15 protein-coding genes and 2 pseudogenes are annotated in these 17,373 nt (G+C 71.6%); 6 read left to right on the top strand and 11 right to left on the bottom strand.

Translation table 11 applies throughout. The annotated features are described in order from the left end of the window. Nucleotides 1–12: 12 nt before the first annotated feature. A pseudogene (gene ddaH, locus SH922_RS11030) lies at nt 13–796 on the bottom strand (dimethylargininase). Nucleotides 797–1,185: 389 nt separating this feature from the next. On the opposite strand from ddaH, the gene SH922_RS11025 reads away from it, so the two are divergent. Next, entirely contained in the window at nt 1,186–1,932 is a 747-nt protein-coding gene (locus SH922_RS11025; protein ID WP_393057416.1) for a bifunctional DNA primase/polymerase, read from the top strand. Nucleotides 1,933–2,003: 71 nt separating this feature from the next. Here the strand turns inward: SH922_RS11025 and SH922_RS11020 are convergent, their stop codons facing one another. From SH922_RS11020 to SH922_RS11000, 5 genes and pseudogenes are all read right to left on the bottom strand, one after another. Beyond that, nucleotides 2,004–2,936 (bottom strand): hypothetical protein, encoded by a 933-nt coding sequence (locus tag SH922_RS11020; protein ID WP_393057414.1) that lies wholly within the window; start codon nt 2,934–2,936, stop codon nt 2,004–2,006. Further along, nucleotides 2,869–3,852, bottom strand: coding sequence for an iron uptake transporter permease EfeU (efeU, locus tag SH922_RS11015; protein ID WP_393057412.1), 984 nt, complete (start codon nt 3,850–3,852; stop codon nt 2,869–2,871). The genes SH922_RS11020 and efeU overlap by 68 nt, the downstream gene beginning before the upstream one ends. Nucleotides 3,853–3,882: 30 nt before the next feature. After that, nucleotides 3,883–5,160 carry an iron uptake transporter deferrochelatase/peroxidase subunit gene (gene efeB / locus SH922_RS11010; RefSeq protein WP_393057410.1) on the bottom strand — a complete coding sequence of 426 codons (1,278 nt, stop codon included), beginning with the start codon at nt 5,158–5,160 and terminating at the stop codon, nt 3,883–3,885. A gap of 23 nt (nt 5,161–5,183) precedes the next feature. After that, nucleotides 5,184–6,320: an iron uptake system protein EfeO gene (gene efeO / locus SH922_RS11005; RefSeq protein ID WP_393057408.1), complete on the bottom strand. Its 1,137-nt coding sequence runs from the start codon at nt 6,318–6,320 to the stop codon at nt 5,184–5,186. Nucleotides 6,321–6,509: 189 nt separating this feature from the next. Continuing rightward, nucleotides 6,510–6,740 (bottom strand): annotated as a pseudogene (locus tag SH922_RS11000) (hemin ABC transporter ATP-binding protein); the annotation flags it as partial. A 246-nt stretch (nt 6,741–6,986) separates the two neighbouring features. On the opposite strand from SH922_RS11000, the gene SH922_RS10995 reads away from it, so the two are divergent. Further along, nucleotides 6,987–7,670, top strand: coding sequence for a PhzF family phenazine biosynthesis protein (locus SH922_RS10995; protein WP_393057406.1), 684 nt, complete (start codon nt 6,987–6,989; stop codon nt 7,668–7,670). Between the two features lie 55 nt (nt 7,671–7,725). Here SH922_RS10995 and SH922_RS10990 read toward each other — a convergent pair whose 3' ends face one another. Both SH922_RS10990 and map read right to left on the bottom strand, forming a co-directional pair. Next, complete coding sequence (locus tag SH922_RS10990) at nt 7,726–8,391, bottom strand: heme oxygenase (biliverdin-producing) (RefSeq protein ID WP_393057404.1); 666 nt, start codon at nt 8,389–8,391, stop codon at nt 7,726–7,728. A 235-nt stretch (nt 8,392–8,626) separates the two neighbouring features. Then, complete coding sequence (gene map / locus SH922_RS10985; protein WP_393057402.1) at nt 8,627–9,484, bottom strand: type I methionyl aminopeptidase; 858 nt, start codon at nt 9,482–9,484, stop codon at nt 8,627–8,629. 128 nt (nt 9,485–9,612) lie between these two features. Between map and SH922_RS10980 the strand changes: the two genes are divergently transcribed. Next, nucleotides 9,613–9,846, top strand: a complete 234-nt coding sequence (locus SH922_RS10980; protein WP_393057400.1) for a hypothetical protein — start codon at nt 9,613–9,615, stop codon at nt 9,844–9,846. A gap of 41 nt (nt 9,847–9,887) precedes the next feature. On the opposite strand, the gene SH922_RS10975 is transcribed toward SH922_RS10980, so the two are convergent. Further along, nucleotides 9,888–11,198, bottom strand: coding sequence for an MFS transporter (locus SH922_RS10975; RefSeq protein ID WP_393057398.1), 1,311 nt, complete (start codon nt 11,196–11,198; stop codon nt 9,888–9,890). Between the two features lie 79 nt (nt 11,199–11,277). Next, nucleotides 11,278–11,880 carry a hypothetical protein gene (locus SH922_RS10970; RefSeq protein WP_393057396.1) on the bottom strand — a complete coding sequence of 201 codons (603 nt, stop codon included), beginning with the start codon at nt 11,878–11,880 and terminating at the stop codon, nt 11,278–11,280. Between the two features lie 141 nt (nt 11,881–12,021). Here SH922_RS10970 and npdG point away from each other — a divergent pair, with 141 nt between their 5' ends. Then, nucleotides 12,022–12,732: an NADPH-dependent F420 reductase gene (gene npdG / locus SH922_RS10965; protein WP_393057394.1), complete on the top strand. Its 711-nt coding sequence runs from the start codon at nt 12,022–12,024 to the stop codon at nt 12,730–12,732. 88 nt (nt 12,733–12,820) lie between these two features. Further along, nucleotides 12,821–13,021 carry a hypothetical protein gene (locus tag SH922_RS10960; RefSeq protein ID WP_393057392.1) on the top strand — a complete coding sequence of 67 codons (201 nt, stop codon included), beginning with the start codon at nt 12,821–12,823 and terminating at the stop codon, nt 13,019–13,021. Between the two features lie 5 nt (nt 13,022–13,026). Here SH922_RS10960 and SH922_RS10955 read toward each other — a convergent pair whose 3' ends face one another. After that, a complete protein-coding gene (locus SH922_RS10955; RefSeq protein WP_393057390.1) occupies nt 13,027–13,824 on the bottom strand; it encodes a site-2 protease family protein in 798 nt (265 codons plus the stop codon). 202 nt (nt 13,825–14,026) lie between these two features. On the opposite strand from SH922_RS10955, the gene SH922_RS10950 reads away from it, so the two are divergent. Next, on the top strand, nt 14,027–17,362 hold the full coding sequence (locus SH922_RS10950) for a BTAD domain-containing putative transcriptional regulator (protein ID WP_393057388.1): 3,336 nt from the start codon (nt 14,027–14,029) through the stop codon (nt 17,360–17,362). The last annotated feature ends 11 nt before the right edge of the window (nt 17,363–17,373 follow it).

The following is a 17,373-nucleotide window of genomic DNA, read 5'->3' as shown; positions in this document are numbered from 1 at the left end:
CTCTCCGGCCGGCTAGCCGCGCAGCTCCTGGGTGCAGCACTTCACGCTGCCGCCGCCCTTGAGCAGCTCGCCGAGATCCATCGGCACCGGTTCGAAGCCGCGGTCCCGCAGCGGGTCGAACAGGCCCGTGGCGGCCTGCGGCAGCAGTACGTGGAGCCCGTCGCTCACCGCGTTCAGCCCCGAACGCGGCCGCGTCCGCCTCGCTCGCGATCAGCGCGTCCGGGAAGAGCCGGGCCAGCACGGCCCGGCTGCCCGGCGAGAAGGCGCCCGGGTAGTACATGATCTCGTCGGCCGCGTCGTCCAGCACGCTCAGCGCAGTGTCCAGGTGGTAGTAGCGCGGATCGACCAGATCGAGGCCGATCACCGGCCGCCCGAAGAACTCCTGGGCCTCGTCGTGCGAGAGCGGACTGGACCGGAAGCCGCGCCCCGCCAGGACGTACGAGGAGGTCACCGCGAAGTCGCCCTCGCCCTCGTTGACGTGGACCGGCTCACGGACCTCGGTGAAGCCGTGGCCGCGGAACCAGTCGCGGTGGGCGGCCGCCTCCGGGAACCGTTCCTGGTAGGCGAAGCGGGCCCCCAGCACCCGGCCGTCGATGACGGTGGCCCCGTTGGCGGCGAAGACCATGTCCGGCAGTTCCGGGTGGGGCGTGAGCAGCTCGACGGTGTGACCGAGGGTGCGGTAGCGGTCGCGCAGGTCCTCCCACTGGGTCTGCGCCAGCGGCAGGTCGACGGGTTTGGTGGGGTCCATCCAGGGGTTGATGGAGTACGTCACCTTGAAGTGCGCCGGGGCGCACATCAGGTAGCGGCGGGGTGTGGCTTCACGAGGCAATGAGGGCTCCTCACGAATCGTCGCTGCGGCATTGGTGGCCGCTGCGGCCGGTGCGTCGCACGGGTGTGTGCGTGAGCCCATGGTGCGCCGTCCGGGGCCGCGGCGCAGTGGACCGATCGGGTGGTTCCGCGCAGCTGTGATATGTGCGACCGCCTCGCTCCGTACGGGGGCGGCGGGCGGCGGCTGCCTCCTTCCGGGGCTCCGAACACCTGAAATTCATCCGCCATTTCATGACAATAAGTGTGATAGCGGTCACTGTGCAGCATCGCTCGTCGTACCCCGCTTCAGGACTCTGGCCACCCGAAGCGCAGGATGGTGGGACCATGGGCAGGGGCAACGCTGAGGTAAGGGGATAGATGGGCGCCGATTTCAGCCATAGTCGCGGCTCGGAGAGCAGGTTTTCCCACTGGCTGCGCCGACGGCCCAAACCGCAGCAGGGCGATGTCGACGGCACCGCACGGGAGGCGCTGCTCCTGGCTGTCGCCGAGGCGGGGATGCCGATCGCGCCCGCCGCCCATCCGATCGGCTACCGATGTTCGTGCGAACGCGTCGGCTGTCCCACCCCCGCCAGGCATCCGGTCTCCTTCGCCTGGCAGACGCAGTCCACGACCGACCGTGCACAGATCGAGCGCTGGGCGCGCAGCCAGCCGCAGGCCAACTTCATCACGGCGACCGGCATGATCCACGACGTTCTCGACGTGCCGCTGTCGGCGGGCACGCAGGCGCTGGAACGGCTCCTCGCCGCCGGTATCGAGGTGGGCCCGGTGGCCCGCTCCGGTGACGACCGGATGCTCTTCTTCACCGCGACGCGCGGTACGCCGGAGGACGAGGACGAGTGGTGGCCGTGCGAGCTGGACTGCCACCCCGAGACGATGGACGAGCACCCCGGACTGCGGTGGCACTGCCGAGGCAGTTATGTGCTGCTGCCGCCGGCCATGCTCCCCGGTGAGGTGGACGTCCGCTGGGTCCGGGGACCGGAGAATCCACTGCCGGACCCGCTGACGCTGCTGGAGACCCTGACGGACGCGTGTGCGCGGTTCGTGGGCTCCGCCGAGCAGAGCGACGTCGACCACGAGTCGGTGGCCTGGCCAATGAGCCGGTAGCCGGGGCGGGAGTGAGGGAGAGGGGTCCCCCAGGACCCCTTCGCCGCCGTCAGCCCCGGCACGGGATCCGCCTAGGACCCCTTCGCCGCCGTCAGCCCCGGCACACGGTTCAGCATGATCACCTTGCCCGACCCGGCACCCTTCTTGGGGACGTACACCAGCTGGCTGGAGACCCGCTCCTTCGTGAGCGTGCTCTGCACCTCTCCGGTCAGCAGTGCCTCGACGTCACGGGAGACCGTCGGACGCAGCCCCTTCGCCGCGGTCTGCTGTTCGAAGTGCTTGCTGCTGAAGAAGACCAGCGCGCCACCGTCCGCCGTCTTCAGGGCGAGCGGCCCGAACGCCCCGCTGTTCAGCGGCCGGTCGATGTACTGGTAGGAGAAGCCGGCCCGCCGGGTGTTCAGGCGGGCGTCGCGCCATTCCGAGGTGGACGCTCCGGGGGCGAACACGTCCGGCGTGCCCTTTTGCAGGTATCCCGTGTACCGCGCACCCAAGTCCTGCGGAGCCACCGCCAGTTCGCTGCTGTCCGCGGCCACCGGCGTGGCCCGCCCCTCGCCGTCCTTCACGAAGTCGGGGAGCTGGGAGGGGGTGGCGACCGACAGATAGGCGGCCTTCCACCCCACGTCGGGGCCGGACTTGACGAAGACGAACAGCCAGCGGGTGTCGAGCTTCCCGCTGTCCTGATCACGGTTGGAGTCCGTGTCCGCGAGGAACCACCGCGGCCAGCCGGCCTTCTTCGGGATGACGTAGTTCGCGTCGGTCAGTTCCAGCGCCCGGTGCTTCGCGTTGCCGTTCGGATAGTTCTTCTGGCGGGCCCGCAGCCCCGCCTGGTTGATCGCGCCGAGCGAACCGGTGACCTGCTCCGCGTCCAGCGCGGGGTCGTAGGCCTTGTCCGCCGCGTTGTACGCGGTGGTGAAGGCATCCAGGGCCCGCGCGGCCTCAGACCGCGTCGCCGCCGGGACGACTTCCAGCTCGCCGTGCACCGTCACGCACCCGCTCGCCGTCATGGTCAGCATCGTCGCTGCCGCGAGCCCCGTCGCCAGCCGAACCGGCCTCAGGCTTCTCATCCGTTGCTTTCCGCGCCTTCTGATCCGTCGCCCCCACTGCAGGGCTCTCTGACCGTCCGAACCCTACCGGGGAGAGGAACAGCGCGAGGGTGGGGATCAGATACAGCGCCCACACCGTGATCTGGAGAACGGTCGGATCGGGCTGGAAGTTGAACGTCCCCTTCAGCAACGTGCCGTACCAGCTGTCCGGCGGAATCGTCGCGCTGATGTCGAACGCCCGGTTCTGCAGACCGCCGATGAACTCGGCCTCCTGCAAGTCGTGGACGCCGTACGCGAGCACACCCGCGGCGACGACCACCAGCATGCCGCCGGTCCAGGTGAAGAACTTCGCCAGGTTGATCTTCAGCGCGCCCCGGTAGAACAGCCACCCCAGCACGACGGCCGTGGCGATGCCCAGCACCGCACCGATCATCGGATGCCAGCCGTCATCCGCCGCGTGCACCGCACGCCACACGAACAGCGAGGTCTCCAGGCCCTCACGGCCCACCGCGAGCAGCGCCGTGGCGACCAGGGCGCCGGTGCCCATCGCGAGCGCCGCGTCGAGCTTGCCGTGCAGCTCCGCCTTGAGATGCCGTGCGGTGCGGCGCATCCAGAAGACCATCCAGGTCACCAGACCGACCGAGAGGATCGACAGCGAACCGCCGAGCGCCTCCTGGGCCTTGAACGTCATCTCCTGCGAACCGAACTCGAGACCGGCGCCGAAGGCCAGACTGACGACGATCGCGATGGCGACGCCGATCCAGATCGGCACCAGCTTGTGCCGGTTGCCGGTCTTCACCAGGTACGCGACGAGAATGCAGACGACCAGGCTGGCCTCAAGGCCCTCGCGCAGGCCGATCAGGAAGTTACTGAACACGTTTCGGTTCCCTTTCCGCTTCGAGTCCCGTTACGAGAACAGCGCCCGGCCCCACCAGTCGTCCTTGTCGCGGACGCCCGGCGGGACGGCGAAGTGCGCCGAACCCACGTGCTGGATGTACTCGTTGAGTGCGTCGTGTGCCGCCAGGCGCCGCTGCAGCGGTACGAACGCCTTGCGGGTGTCTCGCTGGTACGCGAGGAAGAACAGCCCGGCGTCGAGCCGCCCCAGGCCGTCCGTCCCGTCGGTGAAGGAGTAGCCGCGCCGCAGGATCGTCGCCCCGTCATTGGTGTCGGGGTGCGCGAGCCGTACGTGAGCGGTCGGCAGCATCGCCTTCAGGAACGGCTCGTCGCGCTCCTTCGCCTTGCCGACCGGGGCGCCCTCGCCCTTGTCGCGGCCGAAGACGTCCTCCTGCTCCTGCAGTCCGGTCCGGTCCCAGGTCTCGATGTGCATCCGGATGCGCCGCGCCACCAGGTAGGAACCCCCGGTCATCCAGCCGGCCCCGTCCTTCCCGCCGACCCACACGTGCTGGTCGAGGGCGGCGGTGTCGGTGCCGGAGATGTTCCGGGTGCCGTCCTTGAAACCCATCATGTTGCGCGGGGTCTGGGCGTCGGGCGTCGTCGAGGACGTCTTGCCGAAGCCCAGCTGCGACCAGCGGATCGCGGTGCGGCCCATGCCGATCCTGGCGAGGTTGCGGATGGCGTGCACCGCGACCTGCGGGTCGTCCGCACAGGCCTGGACGCACAGGTCGCCGCCGCTGCGGGCCCTGTCGAGGTTGTCGCCGGGGAACTTGGGCAGCTCGACGAGCGCCTCGGGGCGCCGGTCCTCCAGGCCGAACCGGCCCTTGGCGAACAGCGAGGGGCCGAAGCCGATCGTCAGCGTCAGCCGGGACGGCTTGAGCCCCAGGGCCTCGCCCGTGTCGTCCGGCGGCGCCTCGGCCAGGCCCCCGTAGGCCCCGTCGCCGACCGCGTGGCCGGCCGTCATCCGCTCGGCCGCCCGGGTCCACTCCTTGAGCAGCGCGACCAGTTCCGCGCGGTCCTTCGTCGTCACGTCGAACGCGGCGAAGTGCAGGCGGTCCTGGACGGCGGTGGCGATCCCGGCCTGGTGCGCACCGTGGAACGGAACCGCCGCGCCGCTGTCCGCGGCCGTCACCGGGGTGTCCCCGGAACGCACCGCGGCCACCGCGCCGCCGGCTGCCGCCGCGCCGAGTGCGAGCCCGGCGCCTCCCCAGCCGAGCAGCGCCCGCCGGGACGGGGCGCCGCCGGAGGTCTCGGTGGCGTCGTCGGATGTCTGCCGATTCTGCTCGGACATGTCCGGAACCTCCTTCCGGCCGGTTACTTCGTCACCGCGGCGGCGAGCCGCGAAAGGGGCTCGGCCAGCGCGTTGACCGCGTCCGACAGCTCCTTGCGGTCCGCCTTGCCGACCTTCTCGTACGAGGTGAACACGTAGGAGTTCTTGTCCGTGCGGTACTTGTCGAGCAGCGTGTTCAGTGCCGCGAACTGCTTGTCCAGGGAGGAGGTCAGCGCCGCGTCGTTCTTCGTGGCGATCGGCTTCAGCAGCTCGTAGGACTTCTCCGCACCCTCGACGTTGGCCTTGAAGTCGACCAGGTCGGTGTGGCTGTAGCGCTCCTCCTCACCGGTGACCTTGCCGGTGGCGACCTCGTCGAGGAGCTCCTTGGCGCCGTTGGCCATCGAGGTCGGGGTGATCTCCGCCGTGCCGACCCGCTTCTGCCAGTCGAGCAGGTCCTTGTAGAGGGTGGGCGCGAGCGCCTTCTCCTCGGTGCCCAGCTTCTTGTCCTGCCACAGCGCCTTCTCCAGGCGGTGCCAGCCGGTCCACTTCTGGCCGTCCTCCAGGCCGTCCTCGCGGACGTCGACCTTCGGGTCGATGTCGCCGAAGGACTCGGCGACCGGCTCGGTGCGCTCCCAGCCGATACGGGAGTCGGCGTAGGCCTTCTTCGCGGCCTCGAGGTCACCGGCGGCGACGGCGTCGGTGAAGACCTTGACCTTCGGCAGCGTCTCGTCGGCCTGCGCCTGGACGTAGGTGCGGTAGGCGGCGACGGCCTTGTCCATCTCGGGGCTGCGCTTGGCCACCTTGCCGCCGCTGACCTCGATCTTCTGACGGATGCCGTGGCCCTTCATGCCGGGCTTGCAGGCGATCTCGTACGCACCGGCCTTGATCTCGGCGGTGATGGTGGCCTTGGTGCCCGGGCCGATGTTCTCGCGCTCGGCGACGATGCGGTCGTCCGGGAACAGGACGTAGACCTCGGTGACCTTGGAGCCCTTGTTCTGCACGGCCAGCTCGATGTGCCCGGCCGGCAGCTTCGTCTTCGAGACCTCGCAGGAGTCGTCCTTGGCGACGACCTGGACGGCACCCTCGCCCTTGCCGTCGCTCTTCTCGGCGCAGCCCGTGACGGCGGTCAGGGCGGCCACGGTGGCGGCAGCGGTGACGACGGAGAAACGAACGGCTCGCATGCGGGCTCCACTTGAGGACGAAGGAGAAGGGGGAACGGTCGGACAAAGGTGGGTGAGGCGGACCTAACTTAACCGAGGCTTACCTGACCGATACCCACCCGTGCAGTGATTCAGCTCTCACTGGGGACTCGCAGGAACGGAAGGATCACAGCCGACCCATGAGCGAGCCCTGAAAAGGTCAAGCGATGGTCAAGAGACCCTTTCCGGGACGACGAGGGGCACCCCCGTCCGCGGATGCGGGAACACCTCGACCGGCTGCCGGTAGACCTCGCTGAGCAAGGCGCCGGTGAACACCCCGGCCGGCGGGCCCGCCACCGCGATCCGTCCGTCGTGCAGCACGGCGACCCGGTCCGCGTACGCGGCCGCGAGGCCCGGATCGTGCAGGACGACGACCGCGTCCCCCGCGGCGGCCCGTTCCCGATCGGCGGCTCGTCCACCGGCGGCACCGTGGGCGGCGCCGGCACGGTCGGCGGCTCGGGCGCCCTGGCCTCCACCGGCTCCGACCTCCCGGCCGGCACCCTGTTCGCCGCCTCGGGCGTCATCGTGGCGGCCGGTGCGGGAGCGGTCGTCGTGGCCCGCCGTCGCCGTACCGTCTGATCCCCGGCGCACCGCCCGGGTACCGTCCTTCTCGCGGGGCGGGTGCCCGGGCGGTGCTTGAATGCGCTCGTGAGTGAATACGAGGTACCCGCCGGCATCGACGTGCTGCGCGTGTTCTGCGGCCCCGACGGCCGGCACGGCAACGCGCTCGGAGTCGTACGCGACGGTCGCGACCACCCCGACGAGGTCTCCCGGCAGGAGCTCGCCCGGAAACTCGGCTTCAGCGAGACCGTGTTCGTGGACGACCCCGAACGCGGCCACCTGGACATCTACACACCGGGGCTTCGGCTGCCGTTCGCCGGACACCCCGTGGTCGGCGCCGCATGGCTGCTGGACCTGGAGATCCTGGAGCTGGGGGTGGGGGAGGTCTTCGCCCGCCAGGACGGCGAGTTCAGCTGGATCACCGCCCGCCCCGAGTGGGCGCCGCCGCGCACGCTTCAGCAGTACGGCTCGGTCGCCGAGGTCGATGCGCTGCCGGCCCCGCCGCCCGGTGAGGGCTGGCTCTACGCATGGGCGTGGGAGGACGAGGCCGCGGGCCGGGTGAGGGCACGGGCGTTCCCGCGCCGGGACGACGGAATCGCCGAGGACGAGGCGACCGGGGCGGCGGCGCTGCTGCTCAGCGCTCAGCTGGGCCGCGCCCTGAACATCATGCAGGGCCGCGGCTCCCAGATCCTCACGGCGCCCGCACCGGGCGGCGCGGTGGAGATCGGCGGCCGGGTCGTACTGGCGCAGTCGAGCCCGTTCGGCGATTGAGGACACGACGAGGCGGCGGGGTACCCGGGTCCGGGTACCCCGCCGCCGACAGTCCTCAGGCGCTGAGCGGGAACACCTCGCCCAGCTCCCGGAACACCGCGGTGTTCAGCGCGAACGCGCGCTTGCACTCGTCCACGATCCGCTGCTTCTCCAGATCGTCCGCGTTCACCGCGTCCAGCAGCTCCCGGTAACCCCGCTTGAAGGAGGCGGGGTTGGATATCTCCTCGAAGACGTAGAACCGCACCCCGTCACCCTTGTGCGCGAGGCCCCACGTCTTCTCCGCCTTGTCGCGGATGATCTGACCGCCCGAGAGGTCGCCCAGGTAGCGGGTGTAGTGGTGCGCGATGTACCCGGCGGGCCAGGTGCGAGCGCACTCGGCGACCCGGTCGGCGTACGCGGCCGTGGCCGGGAGCGGCTCCAGGCCCTCGCGCCAGTCCGCACCCCGCAGATGCGCCAGATCGCGCTCCAGCTCGGCGGTGCGCATCAGCTCGGGCCGGATGAACGGCCCGGCGACCGGGTCCTCGGCCAGTGCCTGGGCCCCGGCCTCCAGCGCCCGGTACACGAACCACAGCTGCTCGGTGTAGCGCGTGTACGCGTCCACCCCCAGTCGCCCGCCGAGCAGATCGCTCATGAAGGTCGAGGTCTCCGCCTCGGTGTGCTGCTCGTGCGACGCGGTGCGGATCAGCGTCGAGAAGGGCGTGGCGGTGACGGTTGCGTCCAAGGCGGGCCTCCGGGGACCGAGGGGGACGGGAAGTCCAGAAAGAGACGGAAGCATCGGTCCGCCGAGGCTGTTCGCCCCGGAGCCTGCCGATGCGTCGATCTTCCTACTTAGGCATACCTAAGTCAACCACTTCCCGACGACCTGTCGGTAAAAACGTGCGGGCGCGGACCGCCGCGTACACGCAGAACGGCCGCCCGGAAGGGGCGGCCGTCGGACGAGGAGGTGGTCGGTGGGGTTACGGGAGTGTCAGGATCTCGGCACCCGTCTCCGTCACCACGAGCGTGTGCTCGAACTGAGCCGTGCGCTTCCGGTCCTTCGTGACCACGGTCCAGCCGTCGTCCCACATGTCGTAGTCGTGGGACCCGAGCGTCAGCATCGGCTCGATGGTGAAGGTCATGCCGGGCTGCATCACGGTGGTGGCGTGCGGGCTGTCGTAGTGCGGAATGATCAGCCCGGAGTGGAACGAGGAGTTGATCCCGTGCCCCGTGAAGTCCCGCACCACCCCGTACCCGAAGCGCTTCGCGTACGACTCGATGACCCGGCCGATCACATTGACCTGGCGGCCCGGCCGCACGGCCTTGATCGCCCGCCTCAGCGACTCCTCGGTGCGCTCCACGAGCAGCCGCGACTCCTCGTCCACGTCACCGCAGAGGTAGGTGGCGTTGTTGTCGCCGTGCACCCCGTTGATGTACGCCGTCACGTCGAGGTTCACGATGTCGCCGTCGCGCAGCACAGTGGAGTCCGGGATGCCGTGGCAGATCACCTCGTTGAGCGAGGTGCAGAGCGACTTGGGGAAGCCCCGGTACCCCAGCGTCGACGGATACGCGCCGTGGTCGCACATGAACTCATGGGCGACCCGGTCGAGTTCGTCCGTCGTGACACCCGGGGCGATGTGCTTCGCCGCCTCGGCCATGGCCTGGGCGGCGATGCGTCCCGCGACGCGCATGCGCTCGACGGTGCCGGCGTCCTGGACCTCCGGGCCGCTGTACGGCGTCGGGGCGGGCTTGCCCACATACTCGGGGCGCCGGATGTTTCCGGGCACGGAACGGACGGGAGTGAGCTCCCCTGGTACAAGCAGCGACTGGCCAGACATGCCAGCGAGTTTAGGGCCTGTCATTCGGATCATGCCGGGCTCGCGGGGTCCGGGATCCGGCCTGATCCGAATGACAGGCCCTAACCAGCGGGTATGGGGCAGCATGGCACCGACGAAAGGAGCCGCTGATGGCCCTGTTCAAGAAGCGCACGGTCGGCAAGCCGGGCGAGTGGTTCTACTGCCTGGAGCACAAGAAGGTCGAGGAGGGCCCCGAGTGCCCGGCCAAGGACCGCTTCGGCCCGTACACCTCCCGCCAGGAGGCGCAGCACGCGATGGAGACCGCGCAGGAGCGGAATCTGGAGTGGGAGACCGACCCCAAATGGCACGATCGCCAGGGTCCGGACGAGGACGCGAGCGGCTGAGAGGCCTCTGAGGCGGGGGTCCGGGGCCGGCGGCCCCGGGCTCAGCCCGTCGACGCCGCCCGCAGGGCCTCCTCGCTCCGTGCCCGTCTGCGCAGCGCGTCCTCGTCCGTCTCCGAGTCGTACGTGAGGAGCTTCGGCAGGGCCGCCGCCAGCAGCGCCACCGAGGCGACGCAGGCCACGCCCCCGGACCAGACCGCGGTCCGGGTCCCCGTCCACCCCGCCATACCGCCGGCCCGTACCTGGCCCAGCTGCGGGCCCACGCTGTACGAGAGCACCTCGATGCCCGCCAGCCGGCCCCGCAGCTCCTCCGGGATCGTCTGGTTCCAGATGGTCGACCTGCCGAGCCCGCTGAGCATGTCGCCCGCACCGGCGACCGTCAGGCAGACCAGCACCAGCCATACGTTGCCGAACCACCCGGCCGCCGCGATGGCCAGCCCCCAGACGGCCGCACCGAACACCACGAACAGTCCATGCCGGCGCACCCGCGAGGTCCAGCCGCTGGTCAGGCCCAGCACGAGGGAGCCGACCGAGCCCGCCGCGTACATCAGTCCCAGCGACCACTCGGCATCCAGTTCGTCGCTCAGGAACGGGAAGATCGTGTTCGGGAAGGCGAAGAACATCGCCGCCATGTCGATCGCGTACGTCCCGAGCAGCACCGGCCGGCTCCACGCGTAGCGCGCCCCCTCCGCGATGCCGCGCAGCGACGGCTTCGTCCCCTCCTCCGCGGGCGGCGCGGGCGCGAGCCTGCGGCACAGAGCCACGGAGACGGCGAACGTGACGACGGTGACCGCGTACGCCGTGGCGTGACCGGCATAGGCCACCACCAGGCCTGCCAGCGCCGGTCCCATGATCGCGCCGGCCTGCCAGCGCAGCGAGTTCAGCGCGGCGGCCGCGCCCAGCTGGTCGTGCGGCACGATGCGGGCCATCAGGGAGTCCAGCGCGGGCCGCTGGAGCCCCGCGAGCGCGGAGACGCCGCCGGCCACCACGTAGAGCGGCCACAGCAGCGGATCGGGCAGGGCCGCGTTCACCAGGAGGACGAGCGCGAGCAGACCGAGCCCCGCCTCCGTGGCCAGGATGACCTTGCGGCGGTCCGCCGCGTCGGCGAGCGCACCGCCGTAGAGCCCGAACACGACCAGCGGCACCAGCTCGACCGCGCCCATCGCGCCGACGGCGAGCGGGGACCCGGTGAGGTCCTTGATCTGGAGCGGCAGCGCGATCATTGCCATGAAACTGCCGAAGTAGGTGACGATCCCCTGCACCCACAGCAGGCGGAAGTCCGCCGAGGAACGCCAGGGCGAGAGGTCGGGCAGCAGCGCGGCGAGCCTGGCGGCGAGGGAGGGGCGAGAGGTCACGAGGAGACATGGTCCGTCCCGGTGCGTGCCCGGTGCAAACAGATTTACGACCGTGGAGCCGGGCCGGCGGTGTTCCGGGTCACCACCGCGCCGGCGGTGGCGCGGTCAGCTGGTCGGCGAGCCGGGACAGCCGGTCCCGGAACCGCCGCCGGCCGCGCTGCACAGGCGCGCTGTTCTCCCCGGCCGCAGCGCTGACCAGGTGCTGGACCGTGTCCAGGTCCACCTCGTCACCGCCCGTCACGGAGAGCGCCTCGTGGGCGAGCCCCCGGACCTCCGGATCACCGTTGTCCAGCGACAGGACCGTCGCCCCGGCCCTGCGGGCATCGTGCACCCGCTCCAGCAGTCCCTCGCCCGGCCGCTCCGGCACCACCACGAGCAGCGTCTCGCCCCGCCCGGCCGCCTCGATGCGGCCGAGCCCCACCGCCAGGTGCGCCGGGCGGCCCGGCTCCACCCGGTGGCGCACCAGCGTGGGCACCAGCTCGGGCAGCCCCGACCAGGTGGACTCGTCGACCAGGTGGGCCGCCAGGTGCCACGGCTCGTACACCTCGGTCCCCACCAGCAGCAGTCCGCCCCCGTGCGGCACGACGGACGAGCGCAGCGTCCCGGCGAACCGCCGGGCTGCCGACGGCCACTGGGTCCCGGCAAGCACCTCACGCAGCAGCGCCACCCGTACGGCATCCATGGCCCGGCATCATGCACCACGCAGGGGCCCCGCACCGGCGAACGGCGGCGGAACCATCCGTACGAGGACGCGCGTGAAGGTCCGTCCCACTGGCCGAGGACGCAGCGTCCCGCCCTCGTACCTGGCAGTAGTGTCGGGGCCATGACTACAAATGACAGCGGCAGCGCGCCCAAGCCCCCCGCCAAGGACCCCTGGGACCTTCCCGACGTGTCCGGCCTCACCATCGGTGTCCTCGGCGGCACAGGCCCGCAAGGGCGCGGACTCGCCTACCGGTTCGCCCGCGCGGGACAGGACGTGATCATCGGCTCCCGTGCGGCGGACCGCGCGCAGGCCGCCGCCGACGAGCTGGGGCACGGCGTCCGCGGCGCGGACAACGCCGACTGCGCGCGCGACAGCGACGTCGTGATCGTCGCGGTGCCCTGGGACGGGCACGCCAAGACCCTGGAGTCCCTGCGCGACGAACTCGCCGGCAAACTCGTCATCGACTGCGTCAACCCGCTCGGCTTCGACAAGAAGGGCGCCTACGCCCTGAAGCCCGAGGAGGGCAGCGCCGCCGAGCAGGCCGCCGCCCTGCTGCCGGAGTCCCGCGTCACAGCCGCCTTCCACCACCTCTCGGCGGTACTGCTCCAGGACGAGGCGATCGAGGAGATCGACACCGACGTGCTGGTGCTGGGCGAGGTCCGCGCCGACACCGACATCGTCCAGGCACTGGCCGGCCGCATCCCGGGGATGCGCGGCATTTTCGCGGGCCGGCTTCGCAACGCCCACCAGGTCGAGTCACTCGTTGCCAACCTGATCTCGGTCAACCGCCGCTACAAGGCACACGCGGGGCTGCGCACCACCGACGTGTGAGCCGGCCACCGCACCCTGCTCCCGGCGGCCGGGGGCATGGGGGACACTGGACGGGACCGCGCATCATCCCCCGACAGGAGCCACCCCCATGCCCCGCCTCGCTCTCTACGCCATCGCCGTCTGCGTCCTCGCCGTCGCAGCCGCCGTGATCTCCTTCGTGCAGGGCAGCTGGCTCCTCGGGATCGTCTGGGTGCTGCTGGTCGGACTCTCGTCCAACATGTCCTGGTACTACGTACGCCGGCAGCGCGTCGGGAACGCGCAGGCCGCCCAGACCGCGCAGGGCGTGTAGGGCAGCTACCCGTTCATCGCGCAGACCGGATTCGCCGTCTGCCAGAACCGGTAGGCGTCGAGACCGCAGTACGTCTCGAACTCGCTGACGCCCAGCGACCGCAGCAGCGCGTCGATCGCGTCGAAGAAGGCCGCGTTCACCTCGGGGACCCACAGCAGGCCGAAGACCGCGATCAGCCCGAACGGCGCGAACGGCTCCACCGCGCGCCGGACCGAGTGCGAGAGCCACGGCTCGATCACCCCGTAGCCGTCCAGACCCGGCACCGGTACGGAGTTCAGGATCGCGGCCGTCACCTGGAGCAGCGCCAGGAAGCCCAGTGCGTACCGGAAGGCGACCGGGACGCCGTCCAGCGCGTCCAGCCAGAACGGCGCGGTGCACACGAGCGCGAACAGGACGTTCGTCAGCGGGCCCGCCGCCGAGATCAGGCTGTGCCGCCAGCGGCCGCGGATCCGGCCCCGCTCGATGAAGACCGCGCCACCGGGCAGCCCGATGCCACCCATGATCACGAACAGCACGGGCAGCACGATGCTCAGCAGCGCATGTGTGTACTTCAAGGGGTTGAGGGTCAGATAGCCCTTGGCGCCGATGGAGATGTCGCCGCTGTGCAGCGCCGTCCGGGCGTGGGCGTACTCGTGGAGACAGAGCGAGACGACCCAGGCCGCCGTGACGAACAGGAACGTGGCGAAGCCCGGCTGCTCGGCGAAGTCCGTCCACACCGCCCAGCCGGACACCGCCGTCACGGCGGCGATGCCGAGGAAGACCGGACTGATCCGCCGGTCGCTGCGGGCTGTTGCGGTGGTCATCGGCGGGCTCCTGGTGGCTGCGGAGATGAGAGGCCCTGGGGGCGGCGAGCCCCGACGGTACAGGCGACACGCGGAAAACGTCTCGCATCGGGCCGGTGGTTCCATGGAGGGTGGGGGCATGGCGGGCAGTAATACGGGCGGGGCGAGCGGGTACGGCCGGGTGGCTGTGGATGGCCCGGCCCCCGTCACGGACAATGGGCGCGTGCGCTACGGCATCCTCGGTACCACCCAAGCACTTCGCGACGACGGTACGGCCGTCGCCATCGGCGGGGCACGGCTGCGCGCCCTGCTCGCCGTGCTCGCCCTGCGCACCGGCCGGACGGTGCCCGTCGCGGTGCTCGTCGACGAGGTGTGGGACGGCGACCCGCCGGCCGACGCGCCGGGCGCCCTGCAGGCACTCGTGGGCCGGCTCCGGCGGGCGCTCGGCCATGCGGCGGTCGCCTCCGCTTCGAGTGGCTACCGGCTGGCCGCCGAACCGGACAGCGTCGACCTCTACCGCTTCGAACGCCTCGCGGGGGAGGGTGCACGAGCCCTGGAGGCGGGCGATCCGGCGAAGGCCCTGAGCGTCCTCGACGATGCGCTCGGCCTCTGGCGGGGACCGGCGCTGGCCGACCTTCCCGACCGGCACGCCGTCGCGGCCCGCTGGACCGCCCGCCGCCTCGATGCCCGCCGGGCCCGGCTCACCGCGGCGCTCGCGCTCGGCCGGGCCGACGAGGTGCTGCCGGAGCTGGCCGCGCTCTGCGACGAGCACCCCATCGACGAACCGCTCCAGGCGCTGCGGCTGCGTGCCCTGCGCGACGCCGGGCGGATGGCCCAGGCGCTGGCCGCGTACGACGAGGTGCGCACCGTACTCGCCGACCGGCTCGGTACCGACCCGGGACCCGAGCTGAGCGCGCTGCACGCCGAACTGCTCCGCCAGGAACCGCCCCGCCCCGCTCCGCCGACGAGCGCCCCACGCACCCCTGCAGCGGTTGTCCGGCAGGGCAACCTACGGGCCCGGCTCACCAGCTTCGTGGGGCGCGAGCGAGACATCGCCGCCCTGCGCGGCGACCTCTCCCGGGCCCGGCTGGTCACCCTGCTCGGACCCGGCGGAGCGGGCAAGACCCGGCTCTCCCAGGAGACCGCGGAATCCTTCGACCCCGCGTCCTGGCCGGACGGCGTCTGGCTTGCCGAACTCGCGCCCGTCGACGATCCCGAAGCGGTACCGGAGGCGGTCCTCGGCGCCCTGGGCGCTCGCGAGACCGTGCTGCGCGCTGCCGGTGCCGAGGAACTCCGGGCCGCCGAACGGGGGGCGGGCGAGCGGGGCGCGGGTGAGCCGCTCTCCCGGCTCACCGAACACTGCTCACGGCGCCGCATGCTGCTGCTCCTGGACAACTGCGAGCACGTGATCGAGGCCGCCGCGGCCCTCGCCGATCATCTGCTGGCCCGTTGCCCGGAGCTCACCGTCCTGGCCACCAGCCGCGAACCCCTCGGCGTACCAGGCGAGTTCGTCCGGCCCGTCGAGCCGCTGCCCGTCCCGACGGCACTGCGCCTGCTGGCCGATCGCGGCGCCGCCGCGCTGCCCGGCTTCCGTGTCGACGCCGACCGGGCGACCGCGGCGGCCACCGCCGAGATCTGCCGCCGCCTGGACGGTCTGCCCCTCGCCATCGAACTCGCCGCCGCCCGGCTGCGGATGCTCACCCCGCAGCAGATCGCCGACCGGCTCGACGACCGGTTCCGGCTGCTGACCAGTGGCAGCCGCACCGTGCTCCCGCGCCAGCAGACCCTGCGGGCCGTCGTCGACTGGTCCTGGGACCTGCTCGCCGATGACGAACACGCCACCCTGCGCCGGCTGTCCGTCTTCGCCGGTGGCTGCACCCTCGAAGCGGCCGAGGCGGTCTGCGCGGACGGGCCGCAGCAGGCGCGGGAGGTCGCCGGGCTGCTCGGCTCACTCGTCGACAAGTCCCTGGTCGTCGCCGCACCCGCGGCGGACGGCGGGATGCGCTACCGCCTCCTGGAGACCGTCGGCGAGTACGCGGCGGAGCGGCTCGACGAGACGGGGGAGCGGGACGCCGTCGAACGCCGGCACCTCGTGTACTTCCGGGAGCTGGCCCGTACCACCGATCCCCTGCTCCGCGGCGCCGGACAGCGCGCCGCCATCGAGCTCTTCCGGCGCGAGTACGAGAACCTGCGCACCGCGCTGCGGCACGCCGTCGCCGCACGGGACGAGCAGGAGTCGCTGTGCCTGGTGATCTCGCTCTCCTGGTACTGGCAGATCCGCAATCTGCGCAGCGACGCCCTGCACTGGGCCGACGCCGCCGCGGCCCTCGGCCCCGATCCCTTCGCCCCTCCCGTGCGGCCCGCGCCGTCGATCCACGAACGCTGCACCGACGCGCCCCCGCCCATGGGACCCGAACTGCTCCAGGAGGCGCGGCGTCAGGTGGGGCTGATCCAGCTGGTCAGCATGGACCACGCGATGGACGAGTGGACGAACGAGGCCAGCATGGAGCGGCTGCGGGGGATCGCCACCACCTACCGGGCCGGGCAGCCGCAGACCTGCCGGAGCCCCGCGTCGCTCTGGTTCTTCGCCGTGATGCTGACCGGGGGAGTTGCGGACCTGCGGCATCTGCTGGACGAGACGGTCCGCGCCGCGCGGGAGTTCGCGTACGAGTGGGAGCTCGCCGCGGCGCTCCAGATGCGTGCCAACGTGCTCGCCAACCGTCCCGACTGGGCGGGTGCGGCCCACGTGGACGCCGACGAGAGCCTGGAGATCTTCAGCCGTCTCGGCGACGACTGGGGCATGGCCGAGGCGCTCTCCTCGCGTGGCGAGGCGCACGAGAAGACCGGCGACTTCACCCGGGCGGCCGAGGACTACCAGGCCGCGGTCGGCTACGCGGAGAAGCTCGGCGCCCTGGCCCAGGTGTCGGTGCTCCGCACCCGGTACGCCTCCGCGCTCACCGAGCTCGACCGCGGCGCGGAGGGCGAGGCGATCCTGCGCGAGGTGCTCGCCGACGGTCGGCACACGGGGCACGAGGCGAGGCCGGCGGCGCGGCTCTTCCTGGCGCTGTGGCTGGGCCGTTCCGGCCGTACGGCCGATGCACGCGAGCAGTTCACCATCCTGCTCGAAGAGTTCAGGTCCCAGACGATGGCGATCTTCGAGGGCTTCGTGCTGGGCGGCCTGGCCTGGCTGGACAACCAGGACGGGGACTACGCAGGTGCCCTGGACCGGGGCCGGCAGGCGCTGACGCGCCTGGGCGATCCGCTGACGCAGATGGTGGCGCCCCAGATGGCGGTGATCCACCTGGTCACGGTGGCGTGGGCGCTGGGCGGGCTCGGCGAGGAGCGCGGGGCGGAGCTCGGTGCGCGGCTGCTGGCCGCCGGCCGGGCGCTGCTGCCGCAGGGGCACTTCCAGACGTCGATGGAGCGGGAGAACTTCGCCCGGGCCGAGGCGATGGTCCGTACGGCCCTCGTGGACGCCGCCTACGAGGCCGCGTACGCCGAGGGCGGCGGCCTCTCCATGGAGGAGGCCGCCGCCCTCGTGGACGCGTACCGGGACTGAGAGGGTCCGAA

Origin of the sequence: Streptomyces sp. LN549 (genome assembly GCF_043203805.1) — a bacterium.
GTDB lineage: Bacteria > Actinomycetota > Actinomycetes > Streptomycetales > Streptomycetaceae > Streptomyces.
This window is presented reverse-complemented; position numbering and strand designations above follow the sequence as displayed.

What these genes read in the sequence shown, in the direction of transcription:
- SH922_RS11025 (WP_393057416.1), top strand. Translation starts at nt 1,186, where the DNA reads ATGGGCGCCGATTTCAGCCATAGTCGCGGCTCGGAGAGCAGGTTTTCC.
- SH922_RS11020 (WP_393057414.1), bottom strand. Translation starts at nt 2,936, where the DNA reads ATGACGGCGAGCGGGTGCGTGACGGTGCACGGCGAGCTGGAAGTCGTC.
- efeB (WP_393057410.1), bottom strand. Translation starts at nt 5,160, where the DNA reads ATGTCCGAGCAGAATCGGCAGACATCCGACGACGCCACCGAGACCTCC.
- efeO (WP_393057408.1), bottom strand. Translation starts at nt 6,320, where the DNA reads ATGCGAGCCGTTCGTTTCTCCGTCGTCACCGCTGCCGCCACCGTGGCC.
- map (WP_393057402.1), bottom strand. Translation starts at nt 9,484, where the DNA reads ATGTCTGGCCAGTCGCTGCTTGTACCAGGGGAGCTCACTCCCGTCCGT.
- SH922_RS10980 (WP_393057400.1), top strand. Translation starts at nt 9,613, where the DNA reads ATGGCCCTGTTCAAGAAGCGCACGGTCGGCAAGCCGGGCGAGTGGTTC.
- SH922_RS10970 (WP_393057396.1), bottom strand. Translation starts at nt 11,880, where the DNA reads ATGGATGCCGTACGGGTGGCGCTGCTGCGTGAGGTGCTTGCCGGGACC.
- npdG (WP_393057394.1), top strand. Translation starts at nt 12,022, where the DNA reads ATGACTACAAATGACAGCGGCAGCGCGCCCAAGCCCCCCGCCAAGGAC.
- SH922_RS10960 (WP_393057392.1), top strand. Translation starts at nt 12,821, where the DNA reads ATGCCCCGCCTCGCTCTCTACGCCATCGCCGTCTGCGTCCTCGCCGTC.
- SH922_RS10955 (WP_393057390.1), bottom strand. Translation starts at nt 13,824, where the DNA reads ATGACCACCGCAACAGCCCGCAGCGACCGGCGGATCAGTCCGGTCTTC.